At 68.1% G+C, this 19520-nt stretch carries 16 protein-coding genes; all 16 read left to right on the forward strand.

Annotated elements, in window-relative coordinates; all coding sequences use genetic code 11:
- Window positions 1-7: 7 nt before the first annotated feature.
- On the forward strand, window positions 8-1153 hold the full coding sequence (locus DFLDMN_RS13855) for an exonuclease SbcCD subunit D (protein ID WP_423195503.1): 1146 nt from the start codon (window positions 8-10) through the stop codon (window positions 1151-1153).
- A complete protein-coding gene (locus DFLDMN_RS13860; protein WP_423195504.1) occupies window positions 1150-4218 on the forward strand; it encodes an AAA family ATPase in 3069 nt (1022 codons plus the stop codon). Before DFLDMN_RS13855 ends, DFLDMN_RS13860 begins: the two co-directional genes overlap by 4 nt.
- A 303-nt stretch (window positions 4219-4521) precedes the next feature.
- The gene (locus DFLDMN_RS13865; protein WP_423195505.1) at window positions 4522-5217 is read left to right on the forward strand and encodes a 3-oxoacid CoA-transferase subunit A; all 696 of its coding nucleotides are present in this window, start codon (window positions 4522-4524) and stop codon (window positions 5215-5217) included.
- A 22-nt stretch (window positions 5218-5239) separates the two neighbouring features.
- Window positions 5240-5887, forward strand: a complete 648-nt coding sequence (locus tag DFLDMN_RS13870; protein WP_423195506.1) for a 3-oxoacid CoA-transferase subunit B — start codon at window positions 5240-5242, stop codon at window positions 5885-5887.
- A 37-nt stretch (window positions 5888-5924) separates the two neighbouring features.
- Window positions 5925-7127, forward strand: a complete 1203-nt coding sequence (gene pcaF / locus DFLDMN_RS13875; protein WP_423195507.1) for a 3-oxoadipyl-CoA thiolase — start codon at window positions 5925-5927, stop codon at window positions 7125-7127.
- A 280-nt stretch (window positions 7128-7407) separates the two neighbouring features.
- Window positions 7408-8139, forward strand: coding sequence for an SDR family NAD(P)-dependent oxidoreductase (locus tag DFLDMN_RS13880; RefSeq protein ID WP_423195508.1), 732 nt, complete (start codon window positions 7408-7410; stop codon window positions 8137-8139).
- Window positions 8140-8202: 63 nt separating this feature from the next.
- Window positions 8203-9207 (forward strand): Bug family tripartite tricarboxylate transporter substrate binding protein, encoded by a 1005-nt coding sequence (locus DFLDMN_RS13885; RefSeq protein WP_423195509.1) that lies wholly within the window; start codon window positions 8203-8205, stop codon window positions 9205-9207.
- Window positions 9208-9504: 297 nt separating this feature from the next.
- Window positions 9505-11610, forward strand: a complete 2106-nt coding sequence (locus tag DFLDMN_RS13890; RefSeq protein WP_423195510.1) for a glycosyl hydrolase family 18 protein — start codon at window positions 9505-9507, stop codon at window positions 11608-11610.
- 32 nt (window positions 11611-11642) lie between these two features.
- Complete coding sequence (gene gspG, locus DFLDMN_RS13895) at window positions 11643-12104, forward strand: type II secretion system major pseudopilin GspG (protein WP_423195511.1); 462 nt, start codon at window positions 11643-11645, stop codon at window positions 12102-12104.
- 17 nt (window positions 12105-12121) lie between these two features.
- Window positions 12122-13306 (forward strand): type II secretion system F family protein, encoded by a 1185-nt coding sequence (locus tag DFLDMN_RS13900; RefSeq protein ID WP_423195512.1) that lies wholly within the window; start codon window positions 12122-12124, stop codon window positions 13304-13306.
- A gap of 4 nt (window positions 13307-13310) precedes the next feature.
- Complete coding sequence (locus tag DFLDMN_RS13905; RefSeq protein ID WP_423195513.1) at window positions 13311-15050, forward strand: GspE/PulE family protein; 1740 nt, start codon at window positions 13311-13313, stop codon at window positions 15048-15050.
- Between the two features lie 2 nt (window positions 15051-15052).
- A complete protein-coding gene (locus tag DFLDMN_RS13910; protein WP_423195514.1) occupies window positions 15053-15955 on the forward strand; it encodes a hypothetical protein in 903 nt (300 codons plus the stop codon).
- Window positions 15952-16566: a hypothetical protein gene (locus tag DFLDMN_RS13915; protein ID WP_423195515.1), complete on the forward strand. Its 615-nt coding sequence runs from the start codon at window positions 15952-15954 to the stop codon at window positions 16564-16566. The genes DFLDMN_RS13910 and DFLDMN_RS13915 overlap by 4 nt, the downstream gene beginning before the upstream one ends.
- Window positions 16563-17081, forward strand: a complete 519-nt coding sequence (locus tag DFLDMN_RS13920) for a hypothetical protein (protein WP_423195516.1) — start codon at window positions 16563-16565, stop codon at window positions 17079-17081. The genes DFLDMN_RS13915 and DFLDMN_RS13920 overlap by 4 nt, the downstream gene beginning before the upstream one ends.
- Window positions 17078-17677 carry a hypothetical protein gene (locus DFLDMN_RS13925; RefSeq protein ID WP_423195517.1) on the forward strand — a complete coding sequence of 200 codons (600 nt, stop codon included), beginning with the start codon at window positions 17078-17080 and terminating at the stop codon, window positions 17675-17677. The genes DFLDMN_RS13920 and DFLDMN_RS13925 overlap by 4 nt, the downstream gene beginning before the upstream one ends.
- The gene (locus DFLDMN_RS13930) at window positions 17674-19515 is read left to right on the forward strand and encodes a secretin N-terminal domain-containing protein (RefSeq protein WP_423195518.1); all 1842 of its coding nucleotides are present in this window, start codon (window positions 17674-17676) and stop codon (window positions 19513-19515) included. Before DFLDMN_RS13925 ends, DFLDMN_RS13930 begins: the two co-directional genes overlap by 4 nt.
- Window positions 19516-19520 lie beyond the last annotated feature (5 nt).

Below are 19520 nucleotides of genomic sequence, written 5' to 3' on the forward strand. Positions count from 1 at the left end.
ATTCAGAGTGCGCTTTCTCCACACCGCCGACTGGCATCTTGGGCGGCTGTTCCATGCCCGTAGCCTGATCGAGGATCAGGCCCACATTCTCGACCAGTTCGTCGCCCTCGTGCGCGACGTACGGCCGGACGCCGTGCTGATTGCCGGCGACGTCTACGACCGCGCGGTGCCGCCGCCGGACGCGGTGGCCCTGCTCGACGATGTGCTCGCCCGTATCGTGGTGCAGGCCGGCGTGCCGGTGGTGATGATTGCCGGCAACCATGACAGCGCGCAACGGCTCGACTTTGGCGCGCGCCTGATGACGGCGCAGGGCCTGCACGTGGCCGGCCGCACCAGCGCGGCCGCCAGTTGCGTATCGTTGCGCGACAAGCACGGCGAAGTCCGCATCTATGCGTTGCCCTATGCCGAACCCGCCGTGGTGCGCGACGCGCTCGGCCTGGAGCTGCCCAGCCACGAGGCCGCGCTCGCCGCGCAACTGGACGCCATCCGCGCCGCGCATCCGGCCGGCGTGCGCTCGGTGGCGGTGGCTCACGCATTCGTGGTGGGCGGCGCGGTGAGCGAATCGGAGCGGCCGCTGTCGGTGGGCGGTAGCGGGGCGGTGGCGGCGGAGGTGTTCGCGGGCTTCGACTTTGTCGCGCTCGGGCATCTGCATCGTCCGCAGACCATCGGCGCGCGCGTGCACTATGCGGGTTCGCTGCTCAAGTATTCGCTGTCGGAGGCCAGCCATGCCAAGAGCGTGTCGCTGGTGGAACTCGATGGCGACGGTGCGGTTCGCATCGAGCCCATTGCGCTGCAACCGGCGCGCAACCTGCGCGTGCTGGAAGGCAAACTGGCGACGCTGATTGACGGTGCCGCGGCCGATCCGCAGCGCGACGACTATATCCATGCGGTGCTGACGGACACCGGCGCGCTGCTCGACCCGATGGCGCGCCTGCGCCAGGCCTACCCCAATGCGCTCGCCATCGAGCGCGCCGTGCTCGCGCGGACCGGCAGCGCGGGCGAAGCCGGCCGCCGTCTGCGCGAACTCGATACCGGCGCGCTGTTCGCGAGCTTCTTTCGCGAAGTGGCCGACGCGGATCTCGATCCGGACCAGCGCCGTACGCTGGATGACCTGCTAGCCGCAATGACGGCAGCGGAAAGGGAGTCGGCATGAAACCGCTGCACCTGAGGCTGCAGGCGTTCGGACCATTCGCCACCAGCGAGGAGATCGATTTCACGCGGCTCGGCGACCAGGCCTTCTTCCTGATTCATGGCCCCACCGGGGCGGGCAAGACCACGCTGCTCGATGCCATCTGCTTTGCGCTGTATGGCGATACCTCGGGCGGCGAACGCGATCCGCGCGACATGCGCAACGCCAATGCCGATCCCGCGCTGCGCACCGAAGTGACGCTCGAATTCGCGCTCGCCACCAGCCGTTACCGCGTGACGCGCTCGCCCGCGCAGGAGCGCCCCAGCCAGCGCGCGGCGGGCACGCTCGTGCGCGAGACGCCCAAGGCCCAGCTCGACGAGATGGGCGATAACGGCTGGGTCAGCAAGGCCACGCAGCCGAACCGCGTGAGCGATGCGGTGCGCGATCTGCTGGGCTTTGACAGCGCGCAGTTCCGTCAGGTCATCGTGTTGCCGCAGGGGCGCTTTCGCGAATTGCTCACGGCACGTTCGCAGGAGCGTCAGGCCATTCTGGAGCGGCTGTTCCAGACCGAAATCTATCGCCGCGTGGAAGCGCTGCTCAAGGAGCAGGCGGCCGCGATCCGGCGCGAGGCCGACAGCATCGCGCTGCGCCGCAAGACCCTGCTGGAGCAGCATGAACTGGCATCGACGGATGCCCTGGCCGCGCGTGTCGCCGGACAAGAGGACGCGCTGGCGCATCTGACGCAGCAGGAGCAGATGGCGCGCGCCGACAGCGATGCCGCGCGTGCCGCGCTGAGCAAGGCCGAGCTGGAGACGCAGCAGCTGAAGAAGTGGCGCGAGGCGGAGGACGCGTATGGACGCCTGGCCGCGCGCCGCGAGGCAATGGCGGCGGAGCGCACCCGCTTGCGCACCGCACAGCGCGCGGCGCAGGTAACGCCGCTGGCCGAGCATCTGGCCACCGCGCGGCGCGACCAGGCGGAAGCAAGACAGGCGCTGACCCGGCACGACGACGCCGTGGTCACCGGCACGCAGGCGGCGCATCAGGCGGCGGCCGCGCTGGCGCACCAGCAGGCGCGCGCCGAGGCGCGCCAGGCGCTGCAACGCGACATCGCCGCCGCCGAGGGCATGTTGCCGCGCGCGAGAGAGATGGGTGCGTTGCGGCAGAGGCTGGCGCAGGCACGGGACGCCACGGCACGGGTGACCGCGCTGCGCGACCAGGCGGCTGGCGTGGTGGTCGACCATGCCAGCCGCCAGCAGGCGCTCGACCTGGAACTGGAACAGGTCCGGCGCGAGGCGGCCGCGCTGCAGGCGCTCACGTTGCAGCTGGCGCAGGCCAGGGAGCGCCAGACCCGTCTGGCGCGCCATGCTGCTGCGGCGGCGGCATTGCCGGCGCTGCGCGAGGCGTTGCAGGCGGCAACGCATGCCGAGCGGCGTGCCGCGGCGGCGCGTGACGGCGCGCGCCAGACGCTGGTCCATGACGAGCAGGCCTGGCGCGCTGGCCAGGCCGCACGGCTGGCCGCCGACCTTGCGCCCGGTCAGGCGTGCCCGGTGTGTGGCGGCACGGAACATCCCACGGTCGCGGTACACGCGGATCTGCTGTCGGTGAGCGATGCCCAGCTCGACGCGAGCCGCGATGCGGTGCGGCGCGCCGATGAAGCGGTGATGGCGGCCGCCGCCGCCCGCCAGGCCGCGCAGGGCAATCTCGCGCAGGCGGAAGCGCGCCTGGCGGACCTGGCGGAGCTGGTGGACGTGGTGGACGTGGTGGACGTGGCGGAAGCCCCGGGCGCGCGGGATCAGGGAGGGGAGGCCGCCGCGCAGGCGCTCGCCGCGGCGCAGCGCGCGCAAGCGCGGCTGCAGGCGCTGGAGCCGGCCAGCCGCGCGGCGCGCACCAGCCATGAGGCCGCGGTGGTGCGCGCGCGCGACGCCGAGGTGGCCTTGCAGCGCGAGGCGCAGGCCGCCGCACAGCTCGAAGGCGAATGGCGGGCCGCATGCGCGCAGGTACCGGAGGACTTGCGCGATCCCGTCGCGCTGGAAGCCACGCTGGCGCGCGTACGCGCCCAGGCGGCGGCCCTCGACGCGGCCTTGCAGGCGGCCCAGGCCGCCGAACGCGAGGCGGCCTCGCGGCTGGCGGCGGCGGTGGCCGCGCGCGATGCCGCGCGCACGCACCTGACCCAGGCCGATGCCCGCCACGCGCACGCCGAGGGCGCGCTCGCGCAGGCCATTGCCGCGGCCGGCTTTGCCGACGCGGCGACGTGGGAGGCCGCCTGCCTGCCGCCGGCCGCGATGGTGGCGCTCGACGAGGCCGTACGCGATTTCGAACTCGAACTGGCGCGCGCGGCCGATCGGCGCGAACGCGCCGAGGCAGAAGCCCGCGATCTGCAGGTCCCCGACCTGCCGGCCCTGCAGGCGGCGCGCGATGCCGCGGCGGCGCGGCTGGAAGCCGCGATTCGCCAGCGCGGCGAGCTGATGGCCGCGCGCGACGCCTTGCTGCAATGCCAGCGGCTGCTCAACGCGCTGGACGCGGACGGGCGCGAAATCGAGAGCCGGTATGCGGTACTGGGACGCCTGTCGGAAGTGGCCAACGGCAACAATCCGCGCCGCATCACGTTCCAGCGCTTCGTACTGGCATCGCTGCTCGACGAGGTGCTGGAGGCCGCGTCGCAACGGCTGATGCGCATGAGCCGCGGCCGCTATACCTTGCAGCGCATGCGCGAGCAGACCGACCAGCGCGCGGCCGGTGGCCTCGACCTGGAAGTGTTCGATCACGATAGCGGCAGCACGCGGCCGGCCAATACGCTGTCGGGTGGGGAAGGCTTCCTGGCCTCGCTGTCGCTTGCGCTCGGGCTGGCCGACGTGGTGCAGTCGCGCGCCGGCGGCATCCAGCTCGATACGCTGTTCGTCGACGAAGGCTTCGGTACGCTCGATCCGGAAAGCCTCGACTTCGCCATCCGGACGCTGCTCGATCTGCAGCAGGCGGGGCGGCTGGTCGGCATCATCTCGCACGTGACCGAGCTGCGCGAACGCATCGACGTGCGGCTCGAGGTCCGGCCGGGTGCGGCGGGCAGCCACGCGGTGCTGCGACTACCCTAGATCGGGGTGGCCCGTGGGCGCGGGAGGGCGGCTTGACCGGGGTTGATCGCAGGTGTAATCTGTTCATTGTGCGAATTCAAGTTCTAATAGCGAACAAACTGGATTCCACGCCGAACACCTTGCAGCCATCAGGCCGCATGCGCCCAGACAACGTCAAGATTGTCGGACCCTGTCCCGCCCTCAGCCGTACATACGACAGGAGCGGACTTTCCGTCCAGCCAGACTCCGGAGACATGCTTTGCGTGCCGCGTATTGTGGCCGGTCCCGGAACCCTGCCCGGACCCTTCCGTGATTGGAACGCAAGTGATCAACAAGATTTATGACTCGGTGGAAGCGGCAGTGGCCGGCATCCACGACGGCGCCACCATCATGATCGGCGGCTTCGGCCTGGCAGGCATGCCTGCCCAGCTGATCGACGCGCTGATCGCGCAGGGCGCGCGCGACCTTACCATCGTCAACAACAACGCCGGCAACGGCGAGACCGGCCTGGCCGCGCTGCTCAAGGCCAAGCGCGTGCGCAAGATCATCTGCTCGTTCCCGCGCCAGGTCGACTCGTACGTGTTCGACAGCCTGTACCACGCCGGCGAAATCGAGCTGGAACTGGTGCCGCAGGGCAACCTGGCGGAGCGCATCCGCGCCGCCGGCGCCGGCATCGGCGGCTTCTTCACGCGGACCGCGTACGGCACGCCGCTGGCCGAAGGCAAGGAAACGCGCATCATCGACGGCAAGGGCTATGTGTTCGAAAAGCCGATCCATGCCGACTTCGCGCTGATCAAGGCCGAGTGCGCCGACCGCTGGGGCAACCTGACCTACCGCAAGACCGCGCGCAATTTCGGGCCTATCATGGCCACGGCAGCCAAATGCGCCATCGTGCAGGTGAGCCGTATCGTCGAACTTGGCGAGCTGGATCCCGAGCATGTCGTCACCCCGGGCGTCTACGTCAAGCGTGTGGTGAAGATCGACGGCGCCGCTGGCGCGACGAACCCCAAGGCTGCCTGAGCGCGCACAAGGAGAACCGAACATGCAACGCCTGACCCGCGATCAGATGGCCGCCCGCGTGGCCAACGACATTCCCGACGGTGCCGTGGTGAACCTCGGCATCGGCCTGCCCACGCTGGTGGGCAATCACCTGCCCGCCGACCGCGAAATCCTGCTGCAGAGCGAGAACGGTGTGCTGGGCATGGGCCCGGCACCGGCGCCCGGCCAGGAAGACGGCGACCTCATCAACGCCGGCAAGCAGCCCGTGACGATCAAGGCCGGTGGCTCGTACTTCCACCATGCCGACTCGTTCGCGATGATGCGCGGCGGCCATCTCGACTTCTGCGTGCTGGGCGCGTTCCAGGTCTCGGAGAAGGGTGACCTCGCCAACTGGCACACCGGTGCCGAAGGTGCGATCCCCGCCGTGGGCGGCGCGATGGACCTGGCCATCGGTGCCAAGGAGGTGTTCGTGATGATGGAGCACCTGACCAAGCAGGGCGAGAGCAAGATCGTGCCCGAATGCACCTATCCGCTGACCGGCATCGGTTGCGTGACGCGCATCTACACGGACCTCGCCACCATCGACGTGACGCCGGACGGCCTCGTCGCGCGCGACCTCGTCGAAGGCCTGAGCTTCGACGAACTGCAACGCCTGACCGGCGTGCCGCTGAAGCAGGCCGTCGCGGCCTGATCCCCAGCCCAGCCACCAGAACCGAGAGAGACAGAACATGACCGAAGCCTTTATCTGCGACGCGATCCGTACCCCCATCGGCCGTTACGGCGGCAGCCTGTCGGCGGTGCGTCCCGACGACCTCGGCGCGGTGCCGCTGCGCGCGCTGCTGGCGCGCAACACCGGCCTCGACGCGGCGGCGATCGACGATGTGATCTTCGGCAACGCCAACCAGGCCGGCGAAGACAACCGCAACGTCGCGCGCATGTCACTGCTGCTGGCGGGCCTGCCGGAAGTCGTGCCGGGCTCGACCATCAACCGCCTGTGTGGCTCGGGCATGGACGCCACCGGCACCGCCGCACGCGCCATCAAGGCCGGCGAAGCCAACGTGATGATCGCCGGCGGCGTGGAGAGCATGAGCCGCGCGCCGTTCGTGATGGGCAAGGCCACCTCGGCCTTCTCGCGCGATGCGCAGATCTTCGACACCACCATCGGCTGGCGCTTCGTCAACCCGGCCATGCGTGCCGCGTACGGCGTGGACTCGATGCCCGAGACCGCCGAGAACGTCGCGACCGACTACAAGATCAGCCGTGAAGACCAGGACCTGATGGCGCTGCGCAGCCAGGAGAAGGCTTCGCGCGCGCAGGCCGACGGCACGCTGGCGCAGGAAATCACCGCGGTGACGATTCCGCAGAAGAAGGGCGATGCGATCGTGGTCGAGCGCGACGAGCATCCGCGTGCGACCAGCATGGAAGCGCTGGCCAGGCTGCGTGGCGTGGTCCGTCCCGATGGCACGGTGACCGCCGGTAACGCTTCGGGCGTGAACGACGGCGCCTGCGCGCTGCTGCTAGCCAGCGAGGCTGGCATCAAGCAGCACGGCCTGACGCCGCGTGCACGCATCGTCGGCATGGCGACCGCGGGCGTGGCGCCGCGCGTGATGGGCATCGGTCCGGTGCCGGCCACGCAAAAGGTGCTGAAGCAGCTCGGCATGACCATCGACCAGATGGACGTGATCGAGCTGAACGAAGCCTTCGCCGCGCAAGGCCTGGCCGTGCTGCGCCAGCTCGGCGTGGCCGACGACGACAAGCGCGTCAACCCCAATGGCGGCGCGATCGCGCTGGGCCACCCGCTGGGCATGAGCGGCGCGCGCCTGGTAACGACGGCGATGTACCAGCTGCACCGTACCGGTGGCCGCTTTGCGCTGTGCACGATGTGCATCGGCGTGGGCCAGGGCATCGCCATGGTGATCGAGCGCGTGTAATGCCACGGGCGCCGGCAACGCGTGGCTACGCGGTTGCCGACGCTATCGCGACACGCCCGGAACATGTTTCGCAATATGCGTGTGCGCGCGTTGACATGTGCATACATTGAAGCGTGCGCTTAATGTTCTGCGCTTTCCGCCGTTATTGCTGGTGGGAAGCTTCAGTGGTGTCTCTTCCCCAACGAGGTAGAGCAAATGCGGCCGGGCCGACAGGCTCGCCGGCCTTGCCGCATCTTTTTTCTGATGGACCCGGCGCTTCCTGCCGGTGCGGAGTATTGAGATGTCCCTTCCCGTTGCCACGCTCGTAACCGGTGCCAGTTCCGGTATCGGTCGCGCCATCAGCGAAATGCTGCTGGCCGATGGCGTTACCCAGGTGATCAACGTCGACTACGTCGCGCCCACCTGGTCGCACCCTAACATGACCTTCTTCCAGGCCGACCTGACCAATGCCGCGGCAACGCGCGCGGTGGCGGAGCAGGTGACCGCGCGCTTTGCCGTCACGCGGCTGGTGAACAATGCCGGCGCAACGCGCCCCGGCACGGCGGACACCGCCACGGTCGAGGATCTGGACTATGTCGTGGGCCTGCACCTGCAGGCCACGATGCTGCTGACCCAGGCTTGCCTGCCCGCGATGCGCGCGGCCGGTGCCGGCCGCATTGTCAACATGGCCTCGCGCGCGGCGCTGGGCAAGCCGGAACGGGTGGTGTATTCCGCCACCAAGGCCGGCCTCGTTGGCATGACCCGAACGCTGGCGATGGAGCTGGGCGGGGACGGTATCACCGTCAACGCCGTGGCACCGGGTCCCATCGCCACCGAGCTGTTCCGCCGGAGCAATCCGGAGGGCAGCGAACAGACACGGCGGATCCTTGCGAGCATCGCCGTGAAACGCATGGGAACGCCGGAAGATGTCGCGCGTGCCGCGCTGTTCTTCCTCTCGCCCGATAACGGTTTCGTGACGGGACAGGTCCTGTACGTCTGCGGCGGAACCACGCTGGGCGTCGCACCCATTTAAGCGATTCAGCACATGCCTGCGGCTGCACGACGGCCGCATGGCACCATCGATCCTGGAGTCAAGATGAGCAATTCCCAACATCCTTCGAAGGTGCGCAGACACCTGCTGGCCGCCGGCGTGGCACTTGCCACCGGCTTTGCCCTTGCTGGCGGCGCGTACGCGCAAGGCAACTATCCGAGCAAGCCGATCACGCTGATCGTGCCGTTCTCGGCGGGCGGTACCACCGACATCCTGGCACGCATCGTCGGCCTGGAACTGGGCAAGGCGCTGGGCCAGCCCGTGGTGATCGACAACCGTCCGGGCGCGGGCGGCAACATCGGTGCGAGCCTGGCCGCCAAGGCCCCGGCCGACGGCTATACGCTGTTCATGGGCACCATCGGTACGCATTCGATCAACCAGTCGCTGTACTCGAAGCTGCCGTTCGATCCGGTGAAGGACTTCGCACCGATCACGCGTATCGCCATGGTGCCGAACGTGGTGGTGGTGAACCCGAAAGTGCCGGTCCACAACATCAAGGAACTGATCTCGTACGTGAAGGCGAATCCGGACAAGCTGTCGTTCGGCTCGTCGGGCAGCGGCTCGTCGATCCACCTGTCGGGCGAACTGTTCAACATGATGACCGGCCTTCATATCCAGCACATCCCGTACAAGGGTAGCGCGCCGGCCGTGAACGACCTGCTGGGCAACCAGATCGGCCTGATGTTCGACAACCTGCCGTCGTCGTACCCGCACGTGAAGGCCGGCAAGCTGCGTGCCATCGCCGTGACCTCGGCCAAGCGCTCCCCGGCACTGCCGGACGTGCCGACCGTGGCCGAAGCCGGCGTGCCTGGCTACGAAGCGACGTCCTGGTTTGCGCTGTACACCGTGGGTGGCACGCCGCAGCCGATCGTCGACCGCCTCAACGCCGAAGTGGTCAAGATCCTCGGCATGCCGGATGTGAAGAAGAAGCTCGCCGAGCAGGGTGCCGAGGCAAATCCGGAAAAGCCGGCCCAGCTGGCTGCCTTCATGAAGACCGAAGCCGCCAAGTGGGCCAAGGTCGTGAAGGCCTCGGGCGCGACGGTGGACTGAGCGACGTCCTCCCTCGTAGTGTCGGAAGCCGGCCGCCAGGCCGGCTTTTTTATTTTCTGCACGCTCCGCATGTCACTTCGCAGTTATAAACAATAAAAAAATCACTGCAAAAAAATATCGGATTACTTGTACTTTATTAAATCCGAATATGTTTACAGCGGTAAATAAATGCCTTGTGAAAATGATGCCGGTAGCCTACTAAATATCTGAAAGGCCGCGCACGTATTGGGTTTACGGGAATCATCCGAATAAGACCAGCGCAATCTTTCAAGAATAAAGATAGTGGGAGAAGGCGTGATGAAAAGAGTCAGAAAATACCGCAACGCCCTGTGCGCGGCGCTTCTTTTTTCGGTTCATGCAGCCACGGTGTCGGCAGCGGAGTGGCAGGAAGGCACCACGTATTCCGCCGGCACCACGGTGACCTACAACGGCCGCACTTACCAGGCGTTGCAGACCCACACCGCGTATCCCGGTGCGGGGTGGACCCCGGCGAGCACGCCCACGCTGTGGCGCGATCTGGGTTCCGCCGCGCCGGCACCGGCACCCGCGCCATCGCCAACTCCGACGCCTGCTCCGACGCCCGCTCCGGCGCCTGCGCCGGCCCCGAGTCCCACGCCCGCACCGGCGCCCACCCCCGCGGGTTGTTTTGCGCCGTGGTCGAGCACCACCGCCTATGCACAGGCCGGGACGCGCGTGACCTATAACGGCCGCAACTATCGCAACAAGTGGTGGACGCAGGGCGATAACCCGGCCCAGTCGGGGGCATACGGCGTATGGGAAGATCTTGGCGCGTGCGGCGGCGGTACGCCGAGTCCCGCGCCGGCGCCCGCACCGAGCCCGAGCCCGACCCCGGCGCCTGCACCCACGCCGACGCCCGCGCCGACGCCGACGCCCACGCCGACACCCGCCCCGGCACCCGCCCCGGCACCTACCCCGACCCCGACCCCGACCCCGAGCCCGACGCCGACGCCTGCGCCTGTGCCTGTGCCGACCCCGACACCCGCGCCGACACCTGCGCCCGCGCCGAGCCCCGCGCCCACGCCGAGCCCCGCACCCGCGCCTGCGCCCGGGCCATCGAGCGGGCGCGAAGTCGGCGGCTATTTCGCGCAATGGGGCATCTACGACCGCAACTACAAGATCAAGAACATCGATACCTCGGGGTCGGCAAAGATGCTGACCTTCCTCAACTACGCGTTCGGCAACCTGTATCCGAAGAACGGTGGCTACGAATGCGACATCATCAACAAGGCCGACCCCGGCGCGACCGATCCCAACCATCCCGATGCAGGCAGCGGCGGCGATTCGTGGGCGGACTACCAGAAGGGCTTCTCCGCCGGCGAATCGGTCAACGGCACGTCGGACCCCTGGGGCTATGCGTGGGACGATCCCCGCAACGGCAAGTCGGGTCCGCTCAAGGGCAACTTCAACCAGATCAGGCAACTGAAGGCAAAGCACCCGCAACTGCGCGTGGTGATCTCGCTGGGCGGGTGGACGTGGTCCAAGTGGTTCGGACGCGCGGCCTCGACCGACGCGCTGCGCAAACAACTGGTGACCTCCTGCATCGACGTCTACATCAAGGGCAACCTGCCGTTCGACGCCAGCGCGAATGCGGGCGGCGAGGGGGTCGCGCAGGGCGTGTTCGACGGCATCGACATCGACTGGGAATTCCCGGGCGGTGGCGGCCAGCCGTACAACGTCGTCGACCCCAACGACAAGAAGAACTACACGCTGCTGCTGGCCGAGTTCCGCCGCCAGCTCGATGCGATCGGCGCGCAGACCGGCAAGCGTTACCTGCTGACGGTGGCGATCGGCGCCGGCACCGACAAGATCGAGAACACCGAGCCCGGCGAATACAGCAAGTCGCTCGACTGGATCAACATCATGTCCTACGACTTCCATGGCGGCTGGGAGGCTACCGGCCCCACCGACTTCCACGCGCCGCTCTACAGCGATCCGGACAGCCCCAACAGCAAGTCCACCTATGGCGCCACCTACAACGTGGACGGCGCGGTCAAGGCGCTGCTGGCCAAGGGGGTGCCCGCGTCCAAGCTGGTGGTGGGCATTCCGTTCTACGGGCGCGGCTGGACCGGCGTGACCGCGGGCCCGCAGGGCGACGGGCTGTACCAGAAGGCGACCAAGGCCGCGCCGGGCAAGTACGAGGAAGGCATCGAGGACTACAAGGTGCTGAAGGCCGCGCCGGGACAGGTCTACGAGCATCCCGTGGCAAAGCAGACGTGGAAGTTCGACGGCAAGACCTGGTGGTCCTATGACTCGCCCACCGCGGTGCGCGGCAAGGTGAACTACGCCAGGCAGCAGAACCTGCGCGGCGTCTTTACCTGGGAACTCGATGGCGATACGGCCGATGCGGAACTGCTGAAGGTGATGGACGAATTCAGCAAGTAGTCCGGTGCGACCACGAATGAAGCGAGGGCGTCATGGCTACCTGGACACTATGGCGGCGCGCCGGCCCCGGCGTCGTAGGGACGCATGCCGCGCGTCGTGGCTTCACGCTGCTCGAACTGCTGGTGGTCCTGCTGATCCTGGCCCTGCTGGCCGGCTACGTGGGACCGAAGCTGTTCGGTGAAGTCGGCAAGGCACGCAGCAAGACGGCCGCGTCGCAGATGAAGGGTCTGACCAGCGCGCTCGATCGCTACCGGCTCGACACCGGTCGCTATCCGAGCGCGGAAGAGGGGCTGCCGGCCCTGATGACGAATGCCGGCAATGCGCCGGGCTGGGACGGTCCCTACCTCAGCGGCGAGCTGCCGCCGGATCCGTGGGGCAAGCCCTACGTGTACCGCGTTCCGGGCGACAACGGCAGGGACTACGATCTTCGCACGCTGGGCGCCGACGGCAAGCCCGGTGGCACCGGCGAAGACGAAGACATCATCGCAAAATGATGCCGGGAGCGGCGGCGATGCGTTACCGCGTAATCATCGACGACGGCGGCAAGGAGCAGGAACTCGAACTCGACGCCGAGGACGAGCTGCAACTGAGCCAGGCCGTGAAAGACATGGGACTGGTGATGGTGAGCGCGTCGCCCGCCACGGGGGGCGGGCTCAAGCTTGCCCTGCGCAAGGCCACTTTCGATCGTTCCTTGTTCACGCAGGAACTGATCGCGCTGCTCGAGGCCGGTCTGAGCCTGGTGGAGACGGTGGAGACGCTGCGCGACAAGAGCAAGGACGACGTCAACCGGACCGTGCTGCAGCGTATTACCGGCGCGCTCTACGAAGGGTTGCCGCTGTCGCGGGCACTCGAGCGCCAGCCCGCGGAATTTCCGCCGCTCTATGTGGCCACCGTGGCCTCGGCCGAGCGCACCGGCGACCTGGCCGAAGCGCTCAAGCGCTATCACCACTACGACGCGCGGCTCGCGGCGGTGCGCAAGAAGGTCTTCTCGTCGATGCTGTACCCGTCGATCGTGATCACCGTCGGCGCCCTGATCATTCTCTTCATGGCGTTCTTCGTCGTGCCCAAGTTCAGCGAGGTGTTCGGCTCGATGAAGGAGCCGCCGCTCTCCGCACGCATGATGGTGTGGTGGGGACAGATGGTCCACCAGCATGGCCTGGCGATACTGGCGGTGCTCGTGGCCTGCCTGGTCGGCATCGGGCTCGCGTTTCGCAGCGGTGCGTTTCGCGCGCGGCTGATGGGCACGCTGATGCGGCTGCCGAGCCTGGCCGCATACCAGCGTCTGTTCGCGCTGACGCGCTTCTATCGCACGCTCGGCCTCCTGCTCTCGGGCGGCATGTCGGTGGTGGCATCGCTCGACCTGTCGGCACAACTGCTGCCGGCGCAGATGCAGGGCGCGCTCGCGCAGGCCCTTGACGATATCCGCGCCGGCAAGGCGTTCTCGGCCGCGTTGCCGGCGGCGGGCCTGACCACGCCGGTGGCCGAGCGGCTGATCCGCGTAGGCGAACAAAGCGGCGAGTTGGCCGGTATGATCACGCGCTCGGCCGAATTCTGCGACGAGGAACTCGACCGGGCGATCGACACGCTGATGCGCGTGGTCGAGCCGGTCCTGATGCTGGTTGTCGGTGGCATCGTGGGCACGGTGATCTTCCTGCTCTACATGCCGATCTTTCAGTTGGCCGGAAGCGTCGGGTGAAAACGTGGAACAGCAGCCAGCGGTATCGGGCACACAAGGCACACAGGGCTCGCAAGGGACGGTGGGAGCGGCTGGCGCGTCGATGCAGGCGCGCGTCTGGGAGGAAGTGGGCAAGGAGCCGGAAGATTATTTCCGGCGTGTCACCGGCGCGATCGGTCTGCGCGGCTTCGATGCCGCGGCGCTGGAGGCGCTTGCGCCCCGCTTCGACCTGCTGCCATTCGCCGAGGCCACGGCGCGCCGCTGCCTGCTGGCCGAAGAGCATGCCGGCGCGGCGAACGGCGCCAGTACGGACGGCGGCGCCAGTGCCGACACTGCCGACCGCGGCGATCGCCTGGTCCTCGTTCTCGCCGACCCCTTCGATGCTCATCTGCGTGCCTGGGCCATGCAGCGCATCAAACGAGCCTTCACTTTCGCCTACTGCGTACCAGCCGATCTGCTGGCCTACCTGGCGATGCACGAGGCCGCGCACCAGGCCCTCACCCAGATCCATGTTGGCAGTGCCGAAGCCGTTGCCGCCGACACCGGCGTCGAGATCACGCTCGCGACCCTGGCTGCAGACGTCCACCCGGTGGTCAGGCTGGTCAACTCCTCGCTCTATGACGCACTCAAGGCACGCGCATCGGATATCCACATCGAGAGCACGGCGACGGGGCTGGTGATCAAGTACCGCATCGACGGCGTGCTGCAGACCACGGCCACTGCCGCCGGCATCGACGTCGCCGAGCAGGTGCTGTCGCGCCTGAAGGTGATGGCGGACCTCGATATCGGCGAGCGTCGCGTGCCGCAGGATGGCCGCTTCAAGGCATTGATCAACCAGCGCGAGATCGACTTCCGCGTCTCGATCATGCCGTCGATCCACGGCGAAGACGCGGTCCTGCGCGTGCTCGACAAGCAGCGCGGAGAACAGAGCAACGCCGCGCTGCGCCTCGATTCGATCGGGCACGAGCCCGATATCGTCGATGCCATCCGCGGCATCGCGCACGAGCCTTACGGACTGATCCTGGTGACCGGGCCGACCGGCTCGGGCAAGTCCACCACGCTCTACGCCACGCTGTCGGAGATCAACACCGGCGACGAGAAGATCATCACGATCGAAGATCCGGTGGAATACGAGCTGGCCGGTGTGCTGCAGATTCCGATCAACGACAAGAAGGGCCTGACGTTTGCACGCGGGCTGCGCTCGATCCTGCGCCACGACCCGGACAAGATCCTGGTCGGCGAGATTCGCGATGGCGAGACCGCGGGCATCGCGGTGCAGGCCGCGCTGACGGGGCACCTGGTGCTGACCTCGGTCCATGCCAACAACGTGTTTGCCGTGCTCGACCGCTTCCTGCATATGGAAGTGGACGTGCACAGCCTGGTCGAGGCGCTGCTCGGCGCGATGGCGCAGCGGCTCATGCGCAAGAACTGCCCGCACTGCGTGCGCGATGACGTGCTGCCCGACGAGGCCACGCTCAAGGCCTCGGCGCTGACGCGGGAGCAGGTGGCCGGATGGCGCTTTCGCAAGGGTGCCGGGTGCGAGGCGTGCCGGCATACCGGCTATCTTGGCCGGCAACCGATCGCGGAGGTGCTGCGCTTCAATGATCTGCTCAAGCAATGTTTCGTGGAACGGCGGCCGGTGCTCGAACTCAAGCAGGTGGCGAAGGACAGCGGCTTTGTGCCGATCCGCGAGATTGCCCTGCGTGCGGTGGCCGATGGCCGCACCACGCTGGCCGAGGTCAATCGCGTGACCAAGGTGGACTAGCCATGAACCTCGGCCGCTTCCTCCCTCCCTTGCCACGCCAGCACAGCGCGCAGCAGGGCAATGCACGCCGGGATGGCGCAGGCGCCCGCACGGCGGGTACAGCGGGCGCGGGTGTGGCCGGCAAGGCCGTTACCGCGCGGCGCAACCAGTCGACGCTCTGGCTCGATGGCACGCGCGCCTGCGTGCTCGGCCCAGCCGGCGGCATCTTGCGCAATCTGCCGCTCGACGCTGCTGGCGATGTGGCAGCAGCGCTCAAGGTGCTCGACAGCCTGATCGTGAAATCCGAGAAGACATTGCTTGGCGTGCCGCGGCTCAGGGTGCTGCTCGGTGCCGGGTTCGTGCAGTACGTGGTGGTGCCGTGGCAGTCCGGCCCGCCCAATGCCCGACCGGCGGACTGGATACCGCTGGCGCGGCGGCAGCTCGTCCAGCACGGCGTGGCAGGCGGCGAATCCTGGCGCCTGGCGATCTCCGACGGACCGTGGGGGCAGAGCCGGCTGGCGGTGGCGGTACCCGAGCCGCTGTGCGCGGGCATCCAGCGCCTGGGCAAAGCGCGCGGCATGCGTGCGATTGCGATCGAGCCAGCGTTTACGCTTGGCGTGGCCAGTTACGCGCGACGTATGCACGAAGGCGAGATTGCGATTGTCGAGCTCGAACCGGCGGGCGCGCATACGGCGCTCGCGCAGATCGGCTTTCGTCGCGGCGGGCAATGGACCGGCTTCATTGCGCTGCCGGTCGCCGGCGCGCTCGACGCGGTGCTGCGCGACGCCGGCATGCTGTGCGCGGCCGGCACACCGGAACACGTCTACGTGATTGCCTCCACCGGCGCCGCGAGCGACGCGTTCCGGCCGGTGGCGCAGACGCCCGGCGTGGAATGGTGGCCGGCCCCGTGGGGAGCGATCGAATGAAAGCCGCGCCTATGGACCTGATGCGTGCCAATGTGCCGGGCGTCGCCTGGGGGTTGACGGTGCTGGCCATCGCGGCACTGTTGCTGGTGGCGGTCATGCAGTACCTGGACGGACTGCGGCAGACCGGCGCGGCGCTCGATGCGCGCGAGAGCACCGTCGCGCGGCAGGAGCAGCAGCGGCAGGCCATCAGCAAGGCGCACCGCACGCGTAACGATCCGCGCGCGGCGGCATTGATGGCGCAGCAGCGCTATGCGGTGGAGCCGGCACGGCAGTTGATCGAAGATGGCTGGCGTCCCGATATCGCGTTTCTCTCGCTGGAGGTAAAGACCGCCACGCGCGAGATCACCATGATCTTCGAGACCCGCTCGGTGCAGGAGGCGCTGTCCTATGCGGACTGGATCGAAGCGCAGCCCGTCACGGAGAATCTCGTGGTCAAGCGGCAGGTGGAAAAGCCGGGCCCACCGGTGAAGTCCGTCGAGACCACGTTGCAGGTGACATGGCGCGCGTTCCAGCCCGGCGCCGCGCATGCGGGGCCAGCGCCGGCCTCGCTGGCCGCACCATCGGCCGCACCATCGGCGGCACCATCGGCCCGCGCGGGAGCCGCACCATGAACCGCGTCGCATGGGAACTGCGCCGCGGCATGTGGCGGCTGGGCAGGCTGGGGGCGCTGGGCCTGCTGCTGCTGGGCGTCACGCTCGTCATCGCGCTGGTGGAGATCGTGCCGCTGCGCAACGATATCGCACGCCGGCAAGCGGACCTCGACGCGCGCACGCTTGCGTTGCGCGAGCCACCGCCGCCGCCGCCGGACGAGGCCATCGGGCCGAGCAACGCGAATCAGCGCTTTTTCCGCTTTCTGCACAGCTTTCACGCGATTGCCGCCAGCAACGGACTGGCCATTCCGCAGGTGTCATATGGCACCACGGCCGAGCCCAGGAGCACGGTGCAACGCTACCTGATCGAGACCTCGTTCCAGAGCAGCTATCCGCAACTGAGCGGCTTTATCCGCGAGCTGCGGCGCCTGCCGGGCACGCATTGCGAGCATGTGAGCGCGGCGCGGCCCAACATTGGCGTGACGCAGCTCGACATCCGCATGCAATGCGTGTTCGCGGTGGAGTCCGCATCATGACCGGCCGCGCCACACACGGTGCGCGGATCTCCAGACCGGTACTCGGACTGCTGATCGTCACGCTCGGCCTGATCGCGTTCGTCTACTGGCGCGGCGAGCGCGACGACGCCGGTGGGCAGGACGGCGCGGCCCCGGACCTGCCGGCCAGCGTGGCCATGCATCCGATCCAGCCCGGCTCGTGGCAGGCGGCGCCGCCGCTGCCGTCGGGACCTGCATCGTCGGCACCGGCCGGTGCCCCTGACGGCACGCCGATGGTGGACGTCTTTCCGAGCCAGACATGGCTGCCGCCGGCCCCACCACCCCCACCCGCCACCGCGGCGGCGGCGGCGGGACCCGCGGCGCAGGAGCCGCCGCCGTTGCCATTCGTCGTGCGCTCGCTGTGGCTCGACCAGGAGGGCGACCTGTATGTCGTCCTGGCGGCGTCGAACAACGAATTTGCGCTCTGCACGCGCTGCCGCACCAAGGGGTTCCTGCGCCGTGGCGATGTCCTGCTGAATGCCTGGCGTATCGAGGAGATCAACAGCCGCACCGTGCGGCTTCTGTATCTGCCCATGAAGCGCCGGCAGCAACTGTCCTTGGGGGGGGTAGGAAAATGAGCCGACTCAAACAGGTGACGATGCTGGCCCTGATGCCGCTGCTGGTCGGTTGCGCGAGCGAGTTGCGCCACCAGGATCTGGAGAGCCGGTTGGCCGGCCTGCCGCCCGACGCGGCGCTGGAAGTGCTGGCGCAGGAATCCGCGCAGTATCCCGACGATATCGAGATCCGCAGCCGCTACCTGCAGATGCGGCGCCAGCTGACGAGCGACTACCTGACGCGGGCCACCGTGGCCTACGAGGCCGGGGACAGCACGCAGGCACTGGCATGGGCGCAGAAGGCGCAGCAGACCGCGCCCGGCGACGATATCGCGCGCTCGACGGTGGCATGGATCGAGAAGCAGTCCGCGCTCGATGCCGCGATCCGCAATGCCGAAGCGCTGCGCGGCGAGCGGCCCGAGGAAGCGCTGGAAATCCTGGGCGACGTACTGGCGCGCCAGCCCGGCAATGTGCGCGCGGCCAACCTGCGCGACGAGCTGATGACGGTACGGGGCCAGCAGCTGGCGCCCAAGCTCAATCGCGACCTCGACCAGCCGATCTCGGTGCAGTTTCGCGATCAGCCGCTGATCAGCATCTTCGAGCTGGTGTCGAAGATCACGGGGCTCAACTTCACCTTCGACAAGGACGTGCAGGGCACCGCGCCCACCACGATCTTCGCCACCAATACGCCGGTGCGCCAGGTCCTGGCGCTGGTACTGCAGGCCAACCAGCTCGCGAGCAAGGTGATGAGCGGCAATTCGCTGCTGGTCTATCCCAGGCGGCAGGACAAGGATACGGAGTACCGCGACCTGGTGGTGCGCACGTTCTACCTGCAGAACGCGCAGGCGCCGCAGGTGCTGGCCGTGCTCAAGCAGATGGTGAAGACACGCGACGTGGTGCTCGACGAGCGCACCAACGCCATCATCATGCGCGACGCGGCCGACACCATCAAGGTGGCCGAGCGCCTGATCGCGGCGATGGACGTCACCCCGGCGGAGGTGGTGATGGAGGCCGAAGTGCTGGAGGTCAGCGCGTCGGACCTGCTGAACCTCGGCATCCAGTATCCGAACGGCGCCGAGTTCTCGCTGCAGACCTTCGATGCCAATGGCAGCGCACGCGCACCGGGCTACATCACGCTGGACCAGCTGCGCCATCTCAACAGCAGCGACGTGCTGGTGCGGATCGGCTCGGTGGGGGTGAACTTCCTGCAGACCCACGGGCTGACCACCACGTTGGCCAACCCGCGCATCCGTGTGCGCAACCGCGAAAAGGCCAAGGTACTGATCGGCGACCGCCTGCCGGTGGTGACCACCACGCTGTCGAGCAACTTCAGCTCCGAAAGCGTGAACTACCAGGATGTGGGACTGACCCTCGAAGTCGCGCCAGTCATCGTCGGCAATAACGAGGTGCAGGTCAAGCTGCGGCTCGAGGTCTCCAACGTGACGGACACCATCACCACCAGCAGTGGCCTGGTGGCCTACCAGATCGGCACGCGCTCCGCGGAAACCGTCATGAGCGTGCGCAACAACGAGACGCAGGTCCTGGCCGGCCTGCTGCAGCGGAACGAGCGCGGCACGGGTTCGGGGCTGCCGGGCCTGAGCCGGATCCCCGTGCTCGATCGCATCTTCGGCACGCGCGTCAACGACGATCACAAGACCGAGCTGATCCTGTTGCTGACCCCGCGCGTGGTGCGCAACCAGGCCATTCCGGCCGGCAACGTGGTGGCGTTCGACTCCGGCACGGAGGCGCGCATCAGCACCGAGCGCGATGCCTTCGGCAGCAACGAGAGCGTTCGCATTCCGCCCCGCGGGGTGGCGACGCCCCCGCCGCCGCTGCAGCCGCCCGGCGGCAAGCAACAGTAGGAGGC

It is taken from the genome of Cupriavidus sp. H19C3 (genome assembly GCF_049393815.1).
Lineage (GTDB): Bacteria > Pseudomonadota > Gammaproteobacteria > Burkholderiales > Burkholderiaceae > Cupriavidus.